Source organism: Yersinia fenwicki (assembly GCF_043099325.1).
Taxonomy (GTDB): Bacteria; Pseudomonadota; Gammaproteobacteria; order Enterobacterales; family Enterobacteriaceae; genus Yersinia.
Map to the genome: position 1 here is coordinate 883,775 of NZ_CP170755.1, position 20,571 is coordinate 904,345.

Sequence of the window (20,571 nt, forward strand, 5' to 3'; positions counted from 1 at the left end):
AATCAAAGAGAGAAACAGTCATGCAACAGCAAAATAACCCGCTGATTGAACAGTTTCTTGATGCCCTGTGGCTGGAGCGGAATCTGGCAGAGAATACACTGGCATCATATCGTTTGGATTTACATGCGCTGAGCGGATGGTTAGTGCATCATGGCAGCGATTTATTGCGCGCCGGTCCGCATGACTTGCAGTCTTTCCTTGCCGAGCGCATTGAGGGCGGTTATAAAGCCACCAGTTCGGCTCGGCTGCTCAGTGCGATGCGTCGACTGTTCCAATATTTATACCGCGAAAAATTACGCGAAGATGACCCGACAGCCCTGCTGTCATCACCCAAATTACCGCAGCGCTTACCCAAAGATTTAAGCGAAGCGCAGGTTGATGCATTACTTAACTGCCCCAATGTCGATATCCCGCTAGAATTGCGCGATAAGGCGATGCTGGAAGTCCTCTATGCCACCGGTCTGCGGGTGTCAGAGCTGGTTGGGTTGACCATCAGCGATGTGAGTTTGCGCCAAGGGGTAGTGCGAGTTATCGGTAAAGGAAATAAAGAGCGCCTGGTGCCATTGGGTGAAGAGGCGGTGTACTGGATCGAGAATTACATGGAGCATGGCCGCCCGTGGCTCATCAACGGCCATTCGCTGGATGTGTTATTCCCGAGCAATCGCAGCCAGCAAATGACGAGACAGACTTTCTGGCATCGAATCAAACACTATGCGATCCTTGCCGGTATTGATAGTGAACGGCTTTCGCCCCACGTATTGCGGCATGCTTTTGCCACGCATCTGTTAAATCACGGTGCGGACCTGCGTGTGGTACAAATGTTACTGGGCCACAGTGATCTGTCGACGACCCAGATTTATACCCATGTAGCGACTGAGCGTTTGAAGTTGCTACATCAACAGCATCATCCGCGTGCATAATTGTTTTTTATGAAAACTATGCCGAGTGGAAAAAGATAGGATTTATAAATGAAAAAAAGTTTATTACTGCTGCCGATCGTTATCGCTGCATTCACCGGGCTGGCTCACGCTGATGATGCCGCTATTCAACAGACACTGAAAAAGTTGGATATTCAGAAAGCTGACATTCAACCATCACCTATCCCCGGTTTGAGTGCCGTGATGACTGACAGCGGTGTGCTTTATATTTCCGCCGATGGTAAACACTTGTTGCAAGGGCCGCTGTACGATGTGAGCGGTAGCCAACCGGTGAATGTGACCAACCAGATGCTGGTGAAAAAGTTGGAAGCATTGAGCAAAGAAATGATTGTGTATAAAGCACCGCAAGAGAAGCACGTTGTTACCGTGTTTACTGATATCACCTGCGGCTATTGTCATAAATTGCACGAACAAATGAGTGACTATAACGCGCTGGGGATTACCGTGCGTTATCTGGCCTTCCCACGTCAGGGGTTGAGCTCTCAGGCAGAAAAAGACATGCGCTCAATCTGGTGTATGGCTGATCGCAACAAAGCATTCGATGATGCAATGAAAGGTGTCGATATATCACCTGCAACCTGTAAAACCGATATTTCTGAGCACTATAAGTTAGGCGTGCAGTTTGGTATTCAGGGCACCCCAGCCATCGTGTTGCAAAATGGCACTATCGTTCCAGGATATCTGGAGCCAAAAGAAATGTTACAGATGCTGAATAAGCACCAGGCTTCCTCAAAAGCGGCGGGTTAATCTTCCGTGACATTGAAAACTCAACTTCGCCGTCGTGAGGCGGTGGATGATAGCTATTTGCCAGACCAGTTACATCCATTGCTGCGCCGCCTTTATGCCAGCCGTGGTGTAAGAAGTGCAGAAGAATTGGAACGCGGTGTAAAAGGCCTGCTTGCCTGGCAGCAACTCGACGGAATTGAAGCCGGAGTGACTCTGTTGCAGCAAGCATTAGCTGACAGACGTCGTATTGTGATTGTTGGTGATTTTGATGCCGATGGCGCCACCAGTACGGCGTTGGCAGTGCTCGCTTTACGTAGCATGGGTGGCAGTAATATTGATTATCTGGTGCCAAATCGTTTTGAAGATGGCTATGGGCTGAGTCCCGAAGTTGTCGAGCAAGTTGCTGCCCGTGGTGCAGAACTGATCGTCACTGTCGATAACGGTATTTCCTCTCATGCGGGAGTGGATTTGGCCCATGCTCTGGGTATCCAGGTGTTGGTTACCGATCATCACCTGCCGGGGGAAACCTTGCCAGCAGCAGAAGCGATCATCAATCCAAATTTGGCAGGATGTAATTTCCTTTCCAAATCCTTGGCCGGAGTGGGCGTCGCCTTTTATCTGATGCTGGCATTACGTACACGTCTTAGAGACAGTGGCTGGTTTGAACAGCGAGCTTTAGCGATACCTAATCTGGCTGAGTTACTGGATTTGGTGGCGCTGGGAACGGTTGCCGATGTGGTGCCATTAGATGCTAATAACCGGATTTTGGTGCATCAGGGGCTAAGCCGTATTCGTGCAGGGAAATGCCGGCCAGGTATTCGTGCATTACTGGAGGTCGCCAATCGCGATGCGCGCCAATTGGCCGCCAACGATCTGGGTTTCTCCCTTGGCCCACGGCTTAATGCGGCTGGGCGCTTGGATGATATGTCTATCGGGGTGGCGTTGTTGCTGAGTGACGATATTGCTCAGGCCAGAGCACTGGCAATTGATCTTGATGCGCTTAATCAAACGCGCCGCGAGATAGAGCAGGGTATGCAGGTTGAAGCCTTGCAACTTTGTGACCAGTTAGAGCGCACCAGCACTGAATTACCTTATGGTATCGCGATGTTTCACCCAGAGTGGCACCAAGGGGTGGTCGGGATTCTGGCCTCACGCATTAAAGAGCGTTTTCACCGGCCAGTTATTGCTTTTGCCCCAGCGGGTGACGGTTTACTGAAAGGCTCGGGGCGTAGTGTGGCAGGCTTGCATATGCGAGATGCTCTTGAGCGCCTGGATACCTTAAACCCAGGGTTGATGCTGAAGTTTGGCGGTCATGCTATGGCAGCGGGACTATCACTGGAACAGGATAAATTCGATGAATTCCGTCAGCGCTTTGCAGATTTAGTCGGTGAATGGATGGATGCCTCGCAGTTGGAGGGCGTTATCTGGTCAGACGGTGAACTGAATGGCAACGAATTATCACTGGAAACAGCGGAGTTGTTGCGAGATGGCGGCCCCTGGGGGCAATCCTTCCCTGAACCCACATTTGACGGGAAATTCCGTATTTTGCAACAACGGCTGGTGGGGGAGCGCCACCTGAAACTTATGATTGAGCCTTTGAATGGCGGGCCTTTACTGGATGGCATCGCGTTTAATATTGATACGACTTTATGGCCGGATAGCAGTGTGCGTGAAGTTAAGCTGGCTTATAAACTCGATATTAATGAGTATCGCGGTAACCGCAGTGTCCAGCTGCTGATTCAGCATCTGTGGCCGTATTAGTAAACCACAATATTATTCTATACCCAAAGTAGTTGGTGTTGCAGCAAGGAAGCCAACGAATGACAAATTGGTTGTAAACCATTTTGAACGGCGCTTGCGCTAGCCCGCAGTGTGAACCTCTGATGAGGCCCATAATCCCGAATCACTGACATTAGTCAGTGATTCGGGTGACTGAGAGCCGCTAACACAGTTGCAGCAGCAAATAGGAAAGGGATAGCTACAAATATAGCCAACAAGCTATAAACCGTCGTATAGATCCGTTAGAATTACCAATTCTGTGCCCTAAATAGTTCAAGTTGCAGAAAGGTGGCAATTGAGTAAATCCTGGCGAGTTGACGTTAGTCAATGATTCAGGTGAACGAAGGCAGCCAATGCACATGCAGCTTGAAGTATGACGGGTATAATGACATTCCGTCATCTACGACTTAACGTAAGACTTTAAACCATGTTTGAAATAAACCCGGTAAAAAACCGAATTCAGGACCTGTCTGATCGGACAGCCGTTCTCAGGGGGTATCTTTGACTATGATGCCAAGAAAGAACGACTGGAAGAAGTAAACGCTGAGCTGGAACAGCCCGACGTCTGGAATGAACCTGAGCGCGCTCAGGCTCTTGGTAAAGAGCGTTCCTCGCTGGAAGAGATTGTCTCCACCATTGATCAACTGGATCAAGGAATGGACGACGTGACTGGCTTGCTGGAGTTGGCTATTGAAGCTGACGACGAAGAGACATTTAACGAAGCGGTTGCTGAGTTAGATATCCTTGATGGCAAATTGGGCCAACTCGAATTCCGCAGAATGTTCTCTGGTGAATATGATAGCGCCAACTGTTATCTGGATCTGCAAGCTGGTTCCGGTGGTACTGAAGCTCAGGACTGGGCCAGCATGCTGCTGCGTATGTACCTGCGTTGGGCTGAAGCCAAAGGTTTCAAAACCGAAATCATCGAAGAGTCTGATGGTGATGTTGCAGGCTTAAAATCAGCCACTATCAAAATCATCGGCGATTATGCGTTTGGTTGGTTACGTACTGAAACTGGCGTACATCGTCTGGTACGTAAAAGTCCGTTTGACTCTGGTGGCCGCCGCCATACTTCGTTCAGTTCTGCCTTTGTTTATCCAGAAGTTGACGACGATATTGATATCGACATCAACCCGGCGGACTTGCGTATTGACGTTTACCGCGCATCAGGTGCGGGTGGTCAGCACGTCAACAAAACAGAATCTGCGGTACGTATTACCCATATTCCAACCAATATCGTGACTCAATGCCAGAATGACCGTTCTCAGCATAAGAACAAAGATCAAGCCATGAAACAGCTGAAAGCGAAGCTGTATGAGTTTGAGATGCAAAAGAAAAATGCTGATAAACAGATGCTGGAAGATAACAAGTCCGATATCGGCTGGGGTAGCCAGATCCGTTCTTATGTTCTGGATGACTCTCGTATCAAAGATTTGCGTACCGGTGTGGAAACACGCAACACGCAAGCGGTACTGGATGGCGATCTGGACAAATTCATCGAAGCAAGTTTGAAAGCCGGGCTATAAGGAACTGAGATGTCAGAGCAAAAAACACAAGTCGCTGAGCAAGCGCAAGAACTCAATAGTGAGTTACAAGCTCGTCGGGAAAAACTGGCTGCACTGCGGGAAAAAGGGATTGCTTTCCCTAATGATTTCCGTCGTGAGCACCTCTCAGACCAGCTGCATGCCGAGTACGGTGAAAAAACAAATGAAGAATTAGAAGCGCTGGATATCGAAGTGACCGTTGCTGGCCGTATGATGACTCGCCGTATTATGGGCAAAGCATCATTTGTGACGCTGCAAGATGTCGGTGGCCGTATCCAATTGTATGTATCCCGCGATGACCTGCCGGAAGGCGTTTATAACGAAGAATTCAAAAAATGGGATCTCGGCGATATCTTGGGCGCGCGCGGTAAGTTGTTCAAAACTAAAACTGGCGAGCTGTCTATCCACTGTAACGAATTGCGTTTACTGACCAAAGCGCTGCGCCCGTTGCCGGATAAATTCCACGGCCTGGCTGATCAGGAAACCCGCTATCGTCAACGTTATCTGGATCTGATCGCTAACGACGAATCCCGCAATACATTCAAAGTTCGTTCACAAGTGATGTCAGGTATTCGCCGCTTCATGGTGGAAAAAGGCTTTATAGAAGTCGAAACTCCTATGATGCAAGTGATTCCTGGTGGTGCTTCAGCGCGTCCATTCGTGACTCATCATAATGCGCTGGATATCGATATGTACTTGCGTATCGCCCCAGAGTTGTATCTGAAGCGCCTGGTTGTCGGTGGTTTTGAGCGAGTGTTCGAAATCAACCGTAACTTCCGTAATGAAGGCGTTTCGCCGCGTCATAACCCGGAGTTCACCATGATGGAACTCTATATGGCTTATGCGGATTACAAAGATCTGATTGCGTTGACCGAAGAGTTATTCCGGACACTGACTGAAACCGTGCTGGGTAGCAGTGTGGTGCAGTATGGCGACCAGACCTTCGATTTTGGTAAGCCTTTTGCCAAATTGACCATGAAAGAAGCTATTTGCAAATATCGTCCAGAAACTAATGTGGCTGATTTAGACGATATGAATAAAGCGGTGGCTATCGCTGAATCATTAGGTATCAAAGTTGAGAAGAGCTGGGGCTTGGGCCGCGTTCAATGCGAAATATTCGAAGAGACCGCAGAGAGCCACCTGATTCAACCAACCTTCATCACTGAATACCCAGCAGAAGTTTCTCCGTTGGCACGACGTAATGATGATAATCCGTTTATCACTGACCGCTTCGAATTCTTCATTGGTGGCCGTGAAATTGGTAACGGTTTCTCTGAGCTGAATGATGCTGAAGATCAGGCACAACGCTTTGCTGATCAAGTTAGCGCCAAAGAAGCCGGTGATGACGAAGCGATGTTCTATGACGAAGATTATGTGACTGCATTGGAACATGGCTTGCCGCCGACTGCGGGTCTAGGCATCGGCATTGACCGTATGGTGATGTTGTTTACCAACAGCCACACCATCCGCGACGTGATCTTGTTCCCAGCGATGCGTCCGGTGAAATAAGTTACCCCGGTTAACGGTAAATCTATTAGGGCGCTCCCGCGCCCTTTTTATCAAACAAAACAGCGATAGTTATACTTGGTTTAATCTAATTGCTTAAAATACCTGCGCTTAGACTATATCTTCGCTTGCCCACGTCAAAGAACCGGTTATAATGCAAACCGCATACCGAAGCGGGTGTAGTTCAATGGTAGAACGAGAGCTTCCCAAGCTCTATACGAGGGTTCGATTCCCTTCACCCGCTCCAACTTAACGTCTCTCAGTATCTCCCGAAGTCCATCAAACCCAGTAAATCTGCACTTCTCAGGCTAATCTAGTTATTCCTATATACATGTTCGTCTATTGAAATCTACTTATAGCGGGGGGTATATATGGGGGTATCAAATTATACCCACCTAAAAGGTACCCCCAGATGAAGCTAAATGCCCGACAGATTAATACAGACTGGGAAGGAATGCAGACATCTATACTTTTTGAACGTTATGCTTGAGAAGGGCGCTAGCTGACTTAGACGATCCACTTTCTCACGCCCAAAATTTCCTGGAGCTTTACTCATAGCTTCAGGCTATTTTCCTTTGCCCATTTTCTTAATCTGCCGCAGGCATTGGAGTAGGGTGAAGACGTATTGAAAGAAATCATTCTTCCCATTGTCCATTTTCCATACCACGCTTTTCCATACAGGTCATCGTCTGATCGCTTATTGATAGATTCAACGATTTCATTTTTTGCGCTCTGTAGTTGGTTTCTTAGCGAGAGTAAATCCAAATCGCTATAGTCACGATAAAACTTTTGGGCGAGCAGACCAAGCTGGTTCCACTTATAACCTGTTTCCGGGAAATCTATCGGCTGTCCCTCTTCATCAAAGCTTATCCACTTGATAACTAATTTATTCCAGCCGAGTAAGTAGGCGACAAGATTGCAAATACTCATAACAGTGTCTTTTGCATGCCCTTCCATTGATTTATCTGATGCTAAATCTGGCGGAATTAATTCGAGGTAACCTGACAATTTATTGTAGTTTTTGTCAATTGCTAAAAGAAGTTCTGATTTAGTTTGAGGCACACCCATGAGAATTCCCTCTCCGTTTGTTAGTTTATCTGGCTAGTTTGGCAAGGGTGGGGGGCTTACGCGAACATTTTCTTGAAAAGATGTGAGAGAAAACTAATTATTAATCTGAGTGTTTAGTTAATAGTGCAGGATAATATTTCTAGAATATTCAAGGGATAGTGCCAGCATCTGGGTTGAAACTTCGATATGGTTTTTCGAATGTAATATGTGAAAGTGAGGGTTCAGTAAATATGCCACGCTAGCGTTTGTGATGGTCGTTGGTTTTATTGCCGACATAGGGATCAGGGCGCGGGCGCTGCTGCGTAAAAACGTTGAGCCTTATGAAACGCTGAGGCTTGCTGAAGATTACTTTACTGGCGACCAGTTAATCGACTTTATGCTACAACATCCGATCCTGATTAATCGTCCGATCGTGGTGGCGTCGCTGAGTACTCGGTTGTACCGCCCGTCAGAAGTGGTATTGGAGATTCTTTCTGATGCCCAAAAAGAGGCTTTTACCAAGGAAGGTGGTGAGAAAGTCGTCGATGATGCGGGTAACTGACTGAAATAAAGCTCAAGGAAGTCGTTCCTTATTCGTTCTTGCCGCTCCTGACATACGAGAGAAACAAAGATTAGCGATGGCTGATGTTTGGGATATGAGCACTGTAAATGTGTCCCGTAAACAATGATTAAACTTGACGTTAGGTTTAACGCCTATAGCTGCAGATGTACCACTATAACTATTGATATAAGAACCAAGACCTAAGCGGGCGGTATTACCTTAACCTGCGCAGCCGTTAAGAAATTTTGCTCGACGGCCATTGTTATTTTTATTTACGGGGTAATTTAGCTGGCAGTGAAATCTCAGTTTTTTATTTTACTTTTAATATGAGTAAGTACTCCACTTAGGAATGCTGTAGTTACCACGTTACCTGCATGACATATCTTTTATGATGATACAGTTAAGATTCATCGAAAAAATATTTTATGCCATATCCATTCCCAAATTTATGGAGTTTATTTCAATGAGTGCGCATCCAATACGTCAAGTTATCACAGCATGTGACAAAGCAATATCTGAGCGGAATTTTGATGAGTTGATGAAGCATTATGCGCCAGATGCTGCGCTGGTCATCAAGCCAGGGATGATTGTCAGAGGTAAGGATAATATCCGAAAAGCATTTATCGCTATCTCTGACCACTTTAAAAATCAACTCGTGGTTGAGCAGGGGGAGATGCAAGTTATCGAAGGTGCTGGGGATGCTTTGGTTATTATGGAGACGGTGCTGCATTTTCCTGATAAGCAGGGAGGCACTGTGACCACAACGCGTCGTGCGACTTATGTATTTCGTCATGAAAACGATGGTAGTTGGATGTGCTCGATTGACAACTCTTATGGTACTTCGCTTCTGGATGGCTAGGCTGGTTGCAGAAAAACTATTGTTCTAAAAATATGAATTAGCTGTATTCTGTTTTCATGCCAAATATCTTTCGGTATTCCTATGGTTGCAACTGACTTAGATGCATTAAATATCTTAAGTACCCCGATTTGGGTGGTATTACCCAAAACTCAGGAAATATTGTTTGCTAACAAGGAAGCCCGAAAAATTGCCGGTGACATCCAGTTGACGCGCATGCGTAGTGGGCGCTTTTCAGCACATGCACAGCAGCATTTGAATGCCTATCTCCCTGCTCTGGCTGTTAATGATCCCGTTATTGAAATTTGGACTATCCAGACAGAAGAAAGTGCTTTTCCTCTGAGTTGCCGTCTCTCCTTAACTCAGCTAGAACCCTATGGCGCGGTTATTATTTTTGAAGGGCTTTATATATCAGAAAGTGTGGTAACCCAACCGACCAGCCCCAAGCTAATGGCAAAAGCTTATTCCCGCAGCGAACAGAGTTTTTACGAGCAATTTTTTAGTACCAATACAGCTCCAATGCTACTGATTGATCCGTCGAAAGAGGGGTTAATTGTCGATGCTAATCAGGCGGCAACCCGTTTTTATGGCTATTCACGGGATGAAATGTGTAGGAAACACACCTGGGAAATTAATAGTATGGGAAAGGATGTGCTGCCTGTCATGAATGAGGTCGCCAAATTACCGGGCGGGCATAAGCCACTTAACTTTATGCATAAATTAGCGGATGGAAATACCCGTCATGTCCAAACCTATGCTGGGCCAGTTGAGTTAGATGGCATAAGATTGATGCTTTGTATTATTCATGACATTACGGAACAGAAACGGCTTGAACAGGCATTAGAACATGCAGCTTTGAAAGATCCACTGACAGAGTTAGGCAATCGGCGTCAGTTCTTTCCTTTAGTCGAACATGCACATGCTCAGAGCCAGCGTTACGGTCAAAATTTCAGTTTAATTTTATTGGACGTCGATCATTTTAAAAATATTAACGACCAACTTGGGCATCATAAGGGCGACGAGGTTTTGATTTTCCTGGCAAGAACACTGGAGTCTATCATCCGCGAGTGCGATATCGTGTTCCGCTGGGGCGGCGAGGAATTTACCATTCTTCTGCCCTCCACTAATCTGGAAGGGGCATTGCAATTGGCTGAATCTATTAGAGAAACTATCCAGATGATCTGCCAACCTAACTTGCCACAACTCACAGTCAGCATCGGCGTCGCGCAACATCAGGTGGGAGAAGATACTGATAGTTTGTTTAAACGCATGGATGAGGCGCTCTATCGTGCCAAAGCGTCAGGGCGTAACAGGGTGCTGGCTGCATAGAAAGTAGCCAAATAAATAAAAGGCATCGATTGATGCCTTTCCGTGTGACTTATTCCAGCGGTAAATGATCCAGTGGTTTTACTTCGCGCAGGACGAATGTTGTTTGCATCTCTTTAATCCCCGAAAGTCGGCGGATAACCGACATCGCAAAAGTGGAGAAACTGTCGAGGTCTTCGGCAACCACTTGTAGCAGGAAGTCGGCATCCCCTGCGACGGCATAACAAGCAATCACTGGTTTCAGCGCCCCAACCTGCATTTCAAACAACCTCGCTTCTTCTTCACTGTGGCTGTCAATTTTCACCCGAATAAAGGCCAAAATCCCCAAACCTATTTTTCGGCGATCAATATTGGCCTGATAGCCGGTAATAATGCCGCTTTCTTCAAGTTGCTTCACCCGTCGCCAACACGGAGAAGTCGCCATCCCCACTTTATCGGCTAACTCTTGGTTGGTCATCCGGCCAGAATGTTGTAATTGCTTGAGAATCTTTATATCTGCCGATGTTATCCATGATGATGGCATTTTTTACCTGATTATTATTTTGTTTGGGTATATTTTACCAATATTAGCTGAATGAAGCTGATAAAAGAAAGCACTTACCCACGCGGGAGAGATATGATCTTGTACACATCATTATTGGCAAAAGGGCATGGCTGTGGCAGATCGAATACGTATCGCAATTATCGTTAATCCCGAACTTCCGGTTGGCTTGATTGCCAATACCACCAGTGCGGTGGGGATTGGCTTGGCGGCTAAATTTCCGCAATTGGCAGGGACGGCATTGTCCGATTCGGCAGGGCAAGAAATTGATGTTAGCTCAAAATTGCCAGTACCTATTTTGCAGGCGAATGCTGCGCAGATGAAAGAAGTATTGCTGAAAGCTTTAGCGGCCACTCATGAGCGGGCGATTGTGCCTTTCCCTGCATTTGCGCGCTCGATGCACAGTTTTCAAGACTACGAAGCAGCATTTCCATTACGTTCAGCTAGCTGATGAGCAATTGGATGGTTTGGGATTGGTTGGGCCGGAGAAGTGGGTGCGTTCATTGACTGGTGCATTAAAACTTTTGCGCTAATCGATTAGTGATTGATATAAAAAATAAGCGGGCTCTGTAATAGAACCCGCCGGTATATTTCACTACTAATCAATATACTAGCTGAGCTGACTTAACTGTAACTGACGGCTGGCAACACCATTGATGTATAACTCACGATGCTCATGTTCTGGTAAGTTAATGGTCAATTCATGCCAGGCGGGTTGATAGCTTCCCGCACGTTCAAAAGTGATATCAATGCGGTGATTGTCGGTCGTCACTTGCCAGCTCAACCACAATGCTGCCCCTTGCTGCCAACGATGGCTCTCACCATCATCTTCGAACAGCATCCCGCTGGATTGGCCGCCTCCTTTGGTGGGATAAAGAGCCAGTTCGCGTTGGGTATCTTGCTCTGCATTCACGAAAGCAATACGTCGAGACAGTGGCAGTGCGGCACCGGCGCGTACCAGAAGAGGCAGGCGCTCGAGTGGCGCATCTAAAACAACGGTTTGCCCGCCGCTATACCATTGGCCGGTATGGAAACAATACCAACCGACATGATTATCTGGCAAATAGACCTGACGTTGGCGCTGGCCCGGTTCCACCACACTGGCGACCAGTAAATCACGCCCCAACATGAAATCGTCATTTTCCTTAAATGTGCCATTATCGTGCTCATGATCGAGGAAAGTTGGGCGTAACATCGGCTCATCATCATGAGTCGCTTGCCATTGCAACGTGTAAAAATAAGGTAATAATCGATAGCGCAATGCCATTGCATCGCGAATCATTGGTGTGGCAGCGGGATACATCCACGGCTCATTGACGGTGTTATCGTCATTCCATGAGTGAATGGTAAACCGTGGGTGCATTACGCCGTTTTGTACCCAGCGAATAAATAATTCCGCTTCTGGTTTATCGCCCGAAAAACCGCCTACATCGTGACCGAGGTTATAGAGTCCGGACAGACTCATGCCCAGCCCCATGCGGATGTTATAGCGCAGGGTTTGCCAACTGGTGCGGTTATCGCCACTCCAGGTTTGGGCGTAGCGCTGCATTCCGGCGCAGCCAGAGCGTGATATCAGATATGGGCGCATTTCTGGCGCAAATGCCTGTTGAGCCTCCATTGAGGCGCGCATCATCAGCAAAGGCATTACCGGTCTGATGTGTTTGATGGCAATAGCTTCACCAAATCCATTACATTGCGCTTCACCATCCCACACTTCGTATTCGTTATTGTCATTCCAGGTTGAACCAATTCCCAGTTCTAACAGTTGCTTAGTGACATTTGTCTGCCACCAATCTACGGTTTCTGGGTTAGTAAAATCAAGGTGAGAGCCTTCGTCATCCCAAAATGACGAGCGCTCGGGTAGCCCACTTTCACCATCGCGAATAAAGAGTCCGCGTTCGGCAACTTCTTGATACATTGGGTGATCTTGCAATAAACAGGGTTTGATATTCGCTGCTAACTTGATACCGGCTTGCAGGAATGCCTGGCTCATTACCTTTGGTTGCGGCACTTTTTCGTCATTCCAGTTAAACACATAGCGCTTATTGTTGATGGAGGTATAGCCGGACGAAAGCTGGAATGAGTCACATGGAATATCATGCTGTTGACACAAAGTAATGAACTTTTGTAACTGCACCTGAGCATCAGGTGCATCGGTGTAGTGCATGGTGGAGCCGCTGTAGCCGAGGCTCCATTTAGGGCCAAATTGCGTTTTACCGGTCAGGCGCACAAAGGCTTTTGTCACATCCAGCACTTTCGGGCCGAGGAACATATAGTAATCAAGGTCGCCAGCTTCAGCCTGATAACGCCGATAGGCAAGATGGTAGTTATCAATCTCGTTACCTAAGTCCAACCAGCAACTGCTGAGATTGTCATAAAAAAGGCCAAAACTAACATCATCACGACGGGTTATCGTGAAAGGAATGTGTTTATAGAGCGGATCAGTGCTGGCAGCGTTATAGCCCATAGCATCTAGATTGCGCATTTCAAAGCGGCGACCCGCGCGGTTAAGATCGCCCGCTTTCTCACCCAGTCCATAATACTGCTCATTGGGATAGCGGCGCTGATAGTGAGCAATGGCTTCTCCTTGCGGACTGAGAAGATAAGCGCTGGTTGGCCTGTCTGCCGCCAGTGGCTGCCATTCACCATGCTGATTTTTATATTCCCATTCCAAATACAACGGTTGATGAATGGTGACTCGTAAGCAGTCAGTGCTCACTATTAACTTCTCTTTATGGTGCTCCAACTGGTAACCCGGCACAGAAAACCCCGCCAAACTCAGGCGATCACGCCCAGACCACGGAACGTCACCCTCTGGTGCTATGCTCCAGGTGCGATTCAGCGCCAGTTCGCCATTGCGTTTAATCAGCACCCGGCAGAGGTTTGGTTCTAACACATACAGACAAAATATATGACGGTCATCAACCAGTAGTTCCAGATGGTCGGGGTATTCATTGATTAACAGCCAGTTTTTTAATGTTTTCATAACAGCTCATCTCTTAAAGGAATACATCAGGCAGCCGGTTGATTTTTATTGCGGCGCTCAGCAAACAGGGACACCAGGAACACGGCACCAATCAAATCGAAGAAGCCCATGGCGATAAATAGTGGATTAAAACCGATGGTGTCGGACACAGCACCAATCAATAAAGTAAACAGGAAACTGGCTATCCAGGCTGAAGATCCTCGTAACCCGTTGACAGTCGCTACTTGGTTTTTATCAAAAGATTCAACCACTAATGCACTGAGCATGCAGGAGATAACCTGATGGCCAAAGCCGCCAATGGAGATCAATGCAATTGCCAGATACGGGTCTTTAGTGATAGCCACAAAGGCCAGTGAAACCATCATGAAGGCACCGGTGACTGAGCTGGCCACCACCGAGTTAATGCGGCTGCAACCGAACCATTTTTGATAGAGTTTGGTTAAATAGCCGCTGGCAACACTCCCGATATCCGCGGCGAGGAAAGGCAACCAGGCAAACATAGCGATTTGTTTTAAGTCCATACCGCGCTCGGTCGCCAAATACAGCGGAACCCAAAAGCTAAACACGGCCCAGGCGGGTTCCGCCAGAAATGCGGGGATAGCAATGCCGTAGAATTTCTTGTTTTTGCTAAGGATAGCTAGCGATTTAAGGAATGGCAGCCGTGGCAATACTGGCTCATTATCCTGATGAATCAGTTCAAACTCTTCTTTACTCAGATTGGGGTGGGTATCCGGTGAATGGTAAAAACGCCACCACAACAGTACCCAAACCATGGCTAAGGCGCCGGAGAAGAGAAATGCGCCTTGCCAGCCTAGTGCCACATGGGCCAGCACGATAATTGGTGGTGCTAACATCGCGCCAATTGAAAAGCCCACACCAGCCCAGCCCGCGGCAATAGGGCGTTCCTTTTTCGGGAACCAGTCAGAAATCGCTTTGGCGTTGGCCGGTGTGGCTGCCGCTTCTGCACTGCCCATGAAGAAGCGCAACACGGCTAATTGGAACCATGTGCCCGCTCCGGCATGCATCATGCACACCACAGCCCAAACACTGGCGCAAATCAGGAACCCCATTTTTAAACCGATAACATCAATTAACCACCCACAGAGCGGCTGAAACACGGTGTAAGCCAACTGGAATGAGGCCACTATCCATGAATATTGCTCAGTGGTCATATTCAGACTGGTTTTTAACTCAGGGGCCAAAATGCCCAGCGAGTTACGGGTAATATAGTTAACAGTGACCCCAAGCAGAAATAACGCCAGCATCCACCAGCGCAATGATTTTATTTTCCGTCGCCCGACAACTTTCGCGGACTGATTAATCTCAACACTCATCCCAGCCTCCTGGTGTTGGTCAGTGGCAAATTAACCTGACCAACTTATTGTTTTGGTAAGATCTATTTTTAGTTATTAAGATTATGCTGAGTTTTAATGTGACATGACTCACACTAAATTTGGCTAATAAAATACAATCACTTGATATTATTAGTATTTTTATATTTAATCAAAAATAACCGGACTGATAAGTTTTTAAAATTGGTTTACCAAAACTTGATTGTTTTGGTAAAAACAAAGTAACTAGCTTAAATTGGCTTGAATACGCATTTTTTTGAAAAAACTTTCATAAACTGAGTAATATTTCAGCATTTATATTTTGTAATGCACTGAATAAGCTATTTACCGGCTATGAAAATTTTTTCATTTGCTAATTTGAGAGAGATCACAAAATGAATGGAAAGCTAAAAATACAAGAAATAGCTAATCAGACTGGCCTTTCAATTAGCACAGTATCCAGAGTATTAGCCGGTAAAGCGAACACCAGCGCTAAGGCAAAACAGCGAGTTATGGCCTATGCGCAGTCACAGGGAATTTTGCAGAATTTATCCAGCGGGCGGTTAATGCTCAATAACATTATGGTATTTGCACCACACCGGGCTTTTGATGTGCGTACTGATATCTTTTACTACAAAGTCATTCAGGGAATAACTGAAGCCGTCAGTCAACATGAGGTGATGATTCGCTACTGCGGATTGTCTGAAACGCACAGCGATATCTCCCTATTTCTGGAGAAAATGACTAATCCTCAGACGGAAGCGGCCATCATTATTGGCATCGATGACCCGCGTATCCATGCATTAGCGGCGGGAGTGCATAAACCGTCGGTCTTGATTAATTGCCGCGATCAGGAAATGTCATTAGACAGTGTTTCTCCTGACCATCAATCGATTGGCGAGTTTTCTGCCAACTATCTGATACAGCAAGGGCATCGGCGTATTCTGACATTACAATGTTTACGTCGTAACACGATGGAACTGCGGTTGGTGGGGATTAAAGAGGCTTTCACTAACAATAATATGCATTTTGATGATAACCAACATCTGGTGACCACTCACGGTTTCGGTGCGGCTGAGGCCGAACAGGCGATCGCCGCATTTATTGCGGGTTGTGAAGATAACACTCAACTGCCTTCGGCTATTTTGGCAGGGGGCGATTATATGGCGGTGGGCGCCGTTAATGCACTGAATAAATTGAATATAAACGTACCGGGGAGAGTTTCAGTCATGAGCATGGACGGTTTTAATTTGGCCGAAATTCATGATGTTCCTCTCACTGCAGTACATGTTCCGCGTGACGAACTGGGAGCGGAAGCTATCCAGTTATTGCAACGGCGTTTATTGCGACCAGATGCGCCTATCAGTAATACCCTCCTGCAAGGCAAATTAGTGCTTCGTTCTTCGGTAAAGCAAATTAATCAGAAAAGAATCTTACCTGCGGAGAATAAGTGCTCAGATCAGTTATATGATTTGTAATGCTTATAGGATGAATATGTCGCTACCAATAGACACTGATAGCCCACAACTAGACAGTTAGCGCTATAGTTTACTGTTAGGGTTACCCACTTGATGGGGTTGAAAAAATTGAAAATAGACATAAATAGGTTTTATCTAAGTCTAATGGGGATATACCTAATCAAGTAATGAATTTAAGGATATTACCGCATGGAATTCAAAGACTATTATGCCGTAATGGGTGTCGAGCCCACGGCTTCCCTAAAAGAGATTAAGACAGCCTATCGCAGGCTGGCACGTAAGTACCACCCGGATGTCAGTTCAGAAGATGATGCTGAAAGTAAATTTAAAGAAGTTGCTGAGGCTTATGAAGTACTAAAAGATACCGAGCGGCGAGCTGAATATGATCAATTAAGATTGCACCGTAATGACCCAGAGTTTGGCCAACATCAGTTTGATCAATACAATACTGGTGGTCAACAGTGGCACAGTAATACTGATGGTGGCGCTCATGACTTCTCGGACTTTTTCGAATCCTTCTTTGGCAACCGCGCTTCTTCAGCTCAACACTCATCTCATCGGGCATCTCATGGGGTGCGTGGACAGGATCTTGAGATGGAATTACCCATCTTTTTAGAAGAAACCTTAACTGAACAAATACGTTCTATCTCTTACAAGATCCCAACCATTGATACCTCGGGCTTCCCTGGCGCTGAAACCTCGAAGACATTGAAAGTAAAAATCCCTGCCGGTGTAGGTGATGGCGAACGTATTCGCCTTAAAGGCCAGGGGGCACCGGGCATTGCAGGCGGAGCCAATGGTGACTTATTCCTGAACATTCGCATTGCACCGCACCCGTTGTTTGATATTGATGGTCAGAATTTACAAATAGTGGTGCCGTTAGCTCCGTGGGAAGCGGCATTGGGGGCCAGTGTCGAGGTACCGACATTGACGGGGAAAATTGCCTTAACCATCCCGGCGGGTAGCCAAAGTGGGCAGCGTTTGCGCATTAAAGGCAAAGGTCTGGTCAGCAAAAAAGGAACGGGCGATCTGTACGCCATCCTTAAAGTGGTTATGCCACCGAAACCTGATGAGAAAACGCGGGCGCTTTGGCAACAACTGTCTGAGCAGGCAGCATTTAATCCTCGGACTGGATGGGAGTAACAGATTATGGCTGAAATAGAGATAACCTACACTGTGACTGAGTTATGTCAGTCAACGGGGATCATGCAAGATGAATTAGTCGAGGTTGTAGGGCTAGGTATGATTATGCCATTAGAACCCGAGGCCACGATTTGGGTTTTTGATGCGGATGCATTGAACAGCCTTCAACGCGCTCGGCGCTTGCGACATGAGTTGGATTTGGACTGGTCTGGTGTGGCTATGACCTTGACGCTGCTTGAACGTATTGAGCAGCTAAAAAAAGAAAACATCCAATTGCGTCGGCAACTTGATCGTTTTGTTAAAACATCTTAATACGGCTAATACGGGTTGGTGTTCATAGCCCAACCCGATGCCGACTTTATCTGATGGACAGAACAGAGCGGATATCACTGTTTTTGTTCAGATCCCAAACATCCTCCACCTCATCCAGCTTATGAAGTTGGGTATCAATGCTGATTTTTTGTTGTGCCGCGAGGCTGAAGATATCCGTCACAATTTGCTTCAACTCAGGGATCGGCGGGAAATTCCCGGTACCACTGCCCAGTATATGCAGATTGGCACTGCGTAAGACGGCGGAAGGAAGCTGTAACGTCGGAGAAGCCATTGAGCCAACATTTACCAGGCGGATGCCTCGCTCTGAATCATCGGTGTGAGATGTTAAATCGTGGCGGGTCAGTGCGGTGAAAAGCGCCTCAGTCGCAGGCCCCCAGATATAATCCACAATCACATGGTAACCGGTCGGCCCTGCGGCTTGAGCAAATGCTTCCGCCAGATCCGCTTCTTGTAAGGTCAGGTCAACCGTGACATCGGCACCCAGTGTTGCCAATACCTCCTGACGCCTACCCGCCGCAATAATTCGACCCGCACCAAGATGACGCGCCGCGGCAATAGCCAGTTTGCCGGAAGTGCCGGTGGCACCAAGAATCAGCACTGTTTCACCCGGTTGGATTTTAGCCCGCCAGACAAGAGGCAACCACGCAGCTAATCCCGGATTAATCAATGCCGCTGCAGTGGCGTCATTAACCTTTGGCGGTACCGGTACATACCAAGAGGCTGCCGCTTTTTCCGCCATCGCGCCAAAAGGATGACGGAATGAAGCAAAATATACTCGCGAACCATCCGATAGAGATCCAATGCCGTCGGTACCAGGCACAATAGGGAGCGTTTTCGGACTTGAATAATGTGTTCCTCTCACTATGGCGCGATCAAGTTGTTTAATACCCGCGGCGATAACATTTACCACTGTTTCACCGGGTAAGGGGAGGGGGTCAGCAAATTGCCCTAAAACCGGGGCCTCTCCCAATGTCTTGACGATTGCAGCCTTCATCATTTCGTCTCACTTTAGTGTGCTATCTAAAAATATATTTCAATCTGCACCTAATTTATTTTGAAGACAATATGTTCAGTAAGTGACTAATTCCCTGCTAAAGGCTGCTGACTCCGCCATCGACTCGGAACTCAGTACCGACGACAAAACTGGATTCATCTGAAGCCAGAAATACCGCCGCGTGAGCAATTTCAGCCGGTGTTCCCATTCTTTTAATTGGCACCAATTGGCGAATTTGTTCAGTCAGTTTCTCTTCTTCACTGCCCGATAACCCCAGTTTTTGTAATGCAGGAGTCTGCGTTGGCCCGGGGCTTAATCCATTAACTCGAATGCCTCTTTCAGCCCATTCTCCAGACAGGGTTCGAGCAAGCGACAGTAATCCTGCTTTGCTGGCGGCATAAACACTGCTTTGTGATAAACCAATATGAACACTTGCCGAACCGCAGAGAATGACAGAGGCAGGATTGGCCAGAAGTGGAAGCAAAGATTGCAACAGGAAGAAAGGGCCCTTCAGGTTGGTTGAGAGCACTCGTTCAAAGCTATATTCATCCCATTCTTCTATTGGATTATGAGTCACATCACCAGCATTGATATAAACGATATCCAGACGTGGCCAGTTTCTAGCTAGTTCAGCGGCCAGTTGCGATTGGTCAGTGATGTTGCTGGCATCACTTTTTAACAGTAAAACACGCTCTCCAAGTTCGGCATGTACTGCCTGCAATGCTGTTTCACTGCGGCCGGTGATGGCGACAGTCGCTCCCTCAGCCAGGAACTGGCGCACAGTTTCTAATCCAATACCGCTAGTCCCCCCGGTAATCAGCGCATACTTATCTTTTAAACGATTCATGGTGAGCCTTTCATTTGATAGCAGTGGAAGACCATTTTTAATACAAAAGTATCTAAAGTATAGTAGGTACCAATTTGATACTAATGATGCAATAGGAATGTAATGACTGCATATCAGCCCCTGACACCTAAAAATAAATCGATACCTGGTAGTGCCATCGAGCAAGAGAAGTGCCCAATGGTGCAATTTGTTGAACTTATTGCTGGAAAGTGGGCAATACCTATTCTCTATCGTTTGATAGTGACTGCCGCGCCTATTCGATTTGGCGAGCTACAACGGGCTATTGCCCCAATTACACAAAAAGAGCTAACTCGCCAGTTACGTGCTTTCGAACTACGTGGGCTGGTTCATCGCAAAATCTATGCCGAAGTACCACCGCGGGTTGAATATGAGATTACTTCTTTGGGGAAAACACTAAAGCCAACACTGGACTCCCTGGCGCAGTGGATGAGGGACCATCATCGAGAGCTTAATAGTGGTTTATAACGCAAATTATTAGACAATCGAGAAAAGGCTGATATTTCACGATCTACATTTTGGCTGCCGTGTAAAGCAAGATGGATGTACTACATTTAATATGCTGCTCATTAATTATGCAGTAACGAAAATGACAACAATAGTTTCAAGGAGATAG

At 46.9% G+C, this 20,571-nt stretch carries 17 protein-coding genes, 1 tRNA gene and 2 pseudogenes; 14 read left to right on the plus strand and 6 right to left on the minus strand.

Annotation, left to right across the window (positions count from 1 at the left end; genetic code table 11):
- The first annotated feature begins 20 nt into the window (after positions 1–20).
- The 6 genes from xerD (at position 21) to ACF3VQ_RS04070 (ending at position 6,740) form a co-directional block, all read left to right on the plus strand.
- Complete coding sequence (xerD, locus tag ACF3VQ_RS04045; protein WP_392433503.1) at positions 21–920, plus strand: site-specific tyrosine recombinase XerD; 900 nt, start codon at positions 21–23, stop codon at positions 918–920.
- 48 nt (positions 921–968) lie between these two features.
- The gene (dsbC, locus tag ACF3VQ_RS04050; protein ID WP_392433504.1) at positions 969–1,685 is read left to right on the plus strand and encodes a bifunctional protein-disulfide isomerase/oxidoreductase DsbC; all 717 of its coding nucleotides are present in this window, start codon (positions 969–971) and stop codon (positions 1,683–1,685) included.
- A 6-nt stretch (positions 1,686–1,691) separates the two neighbouring features.
- A complete protein-coding gene (recJ, locus tag ACF3VQ_RS04055; protein WP_392433505.1) occupies positions 1,692–3,425 on the plus strand; it encodes a single-stranded-DNA-specific exonuclease RecJ in 1,734 nt (577 codons plus the stop codon).
- 445 nt (positions 3,426–3,870) lie between these two features.
- A protein-coding gene (gene prfB / locus ACF3VQ_RS04060; RefSeq protein WP_392433506.1) for a peptide chain release factor 2 occupies positions 3,871–4,969 on the plus strand; the annotation gives its coding sequence in 2 pieces (ribosomal slippage) (positions 3,871–3,945 and positions 3,947–4,969; 1,098 coding nt in all).
- Positions 4,970–4,978: 9 nt separating this feature from the next.
- Entirely contained in the window at positions 4,979–6,496 is a 1,518-nt protein-coding gene (gene lysS, locus ACF3VQ_RS04065; RefSeq protein ID WP_392433507.1) for a lysine--tRNA ligase, read from the plus strand.
- Positions 6,497–6,666: 170 nt separating this feature from the next.
- Positions 6,667–6,740 (plus strand) — tRNA-Gly (locus ACF3VQ_RS04070).
- Between the two features lie 305 nt (positions 6,741–7,045).
- Here ACF3VQ_RS04070 and ACF3VQ_RS04075 read toward each other — a convergent pair.
- Entirely contained in the window at positions 7,046–7,561 is a 516-nt protein-coding gene (locus ACF3VQ_RS04075; RefSeq protein ID WP_392433508.1) for a ClbS/DfsB family four-helix bundle protein, read from the minus strand.
- Positions 7,562–7,814: 253 nt separating this feature from the next.
- Between ACF3VQ_RS04075 and ACF3VQ_RS04080 the strand changes: the two are divergent.
- From ACF3VQ_RS04080 to ACF3VQ_RS04090, 3 genes and pseudogenes are all read left to right on the plus strand, one after another.
- Positions 7,815–8,102: pseudogene (locus ACF3VQ_RS04080) on the plus strand (ArsC/Spx/MgsR family protein); the annotation flags it as partial.
- 463 nt (positions 8,103–8,565) lie between these two features.
- Entirely contained in the window at positions 8,566–8,961 is a 396-nt protein-coding gene (locus ACF3VQ_RS04085; RefSeq protein ID WP_392433509.1) for a YybH family protein, read from the plus strand.
- An 81-nt stretch (positions 8,962–9,042) separates the two neighbouring features.
- On the plus strand, positions 9,043–10,287 hold the full coding sequence (locus ACF3VQ_RS04090) for a diguanylate cyclase (RefSeq protein WP_392433510.1): 1,245 nt from the start codon (positions 9,043–9,045) through the stop codon (positions 10,285–10,287).
- 49 nt (positions 10,288–10,336) lie between these two features.
- Here the strand turns inward: ACF3VQ_RS04090 and ACF3VQ_RS04095 are convergent, their stop codons facing one another.
- Positions 10,337–10,807, minus strand: a complete 471-nt coding sequence (locus ACF3VQ_RS04095) for an Lrp/AsnC family transcriptional regulator (protein WP_392433511.1) — start codon at positions 10,805–10,807, stop codon at positions 10,337–10,339.
- 127 nt (positions 10,808–10,934) lie between these two features.
- On the opposite strand from ACF3VQ_RS04095, the pseudogene ACF3VQ_RS04100 reads away from it, so the two are divergent.
- Positions 10,935–11,358, plus strand: a pseudogene (locus ACF3VQ_RS04100) (DUF2000 family protein).
- Between the two features lie 77 nt (positions 11,359–11,435).
- On the opposite strand, the gene ACF3VQ_RS04105 reads toward ACF3VQ_RS04100, so the two are convergent.
- Positions 11,436–13,811, minus strand: coding sequence for a TIM-barrel domain-containing protein (locus ACF3VQ_RS04105; RefSeq protein ID WP_392433512.1), 2,376 nt, complete (start codon positions 13,809–13,811; stop codon positions 11,436–11,438).
- A 26-nt stretch (positions 13,812–13,837) separates the two neighbouring features.
- A complete protein-coding gene (locus ACF3VQ_RS04110) occupies positions 13,838–15,145 on the minus strand; it encodes an MFS transporter (RefSeq protein ID WP_013649350.1) in 1,308 nt (435 codons plus the stop codon).
- 392 nt (positions 15,146–15,537) lie between these two features.
- Between ACF3VQ_RS04110 and ACF3VQ_RS04115 the strand changes: the two genes are divergently transcribed.
- From ACF3VQ_RS04115 to cbpM, 3 genes are all read left to right on the plus strand, one after another.
- Complete coding sequence (locus ACF3VQ_RS04115; RefSeq protein ID WP_392433513.1) at positions 15,538–16,620, plus strand: LacI family DNA-binding transcriptional regulator; 1,083 nt, start codon at positions 15,538–15,540, stop codon at positions 16,618–16,620.
- A gap of 189 nt (positions 16,621–16,809) precedes the next feature.
- Positions 16,810–17,763 carry a curved DNA-binding protein gene (gene cbpA / locus ACF3VQ_RS04120; RefSeq protein ID WP_392433514.1) on the plus strand — a complete coding sequence of 318 codons (954 nt, stop codon included), beginning with the start codon at positions 16,810–16,812 and terminating at the stop codon, positions 17,761–17,763.
- Positions 17,764–17,769: 6 nt separating this feature from the next.
- Positions 17,770–18,075, plus strand: coding sequence for a chaperone modulator CbpM (cbpM, locus tag ACF3VQ_RS04125; RefSeq protein ID WP_392433515.1), 306 nt, complete (start codon positions 17,770–17,772; stop codon positions 18,073–18,075).
- A gap of 46 nt (positions 18,076–18,121) precedes the next feature.
- Here the strand turns inward: cbpM and ACF3VQ_RS04130 are convergent, their stop codons facing one another.
- Both ACF3VQ_RS04130 and ACF3VQ_RS04135 read right to left on the minus strand, forming a co-directional pair.
- Entirely contained in the window at positions 18,122–19,090 is a 969-nt protein-coding gene (locus ACF3VQ_RS04130; protein WP_392435439.1) for a zinc-binding alcohol dehydrogenase family protein, read from the minus strand.
- Positions 19,091–19,187: 97 nt separating this feature from the next.
- On the minus strand, positions 19,188–19,937 hold the full coding sequence (locus ACF3VQ_RS04135) for an SDR family oxidoreductase (protein WP_392433516.1): 750 nt from the start codon (positions 19,935–19,937) through the stop codon (positions 19,188–19,190).
- 102 nt (positions 19,938–20,039) lie between these two features.
- Between ACF3VQ_RS04135 and ACF3VQ_RS04140 the strand changes: the two genes are divergently transcribed.
- Entirely contained in the window at positions 20,040–20,423 is a 384-nt protein-coding gene (locus tag ACF3VQ_RS04140) for a winged helix-turn-helix transcriptional regulator (RefSeq protein ID WP_392433517.1), read from the plus strand.
- Positions 20,424–20,571 lie beyond the last annotated feature (148 nt).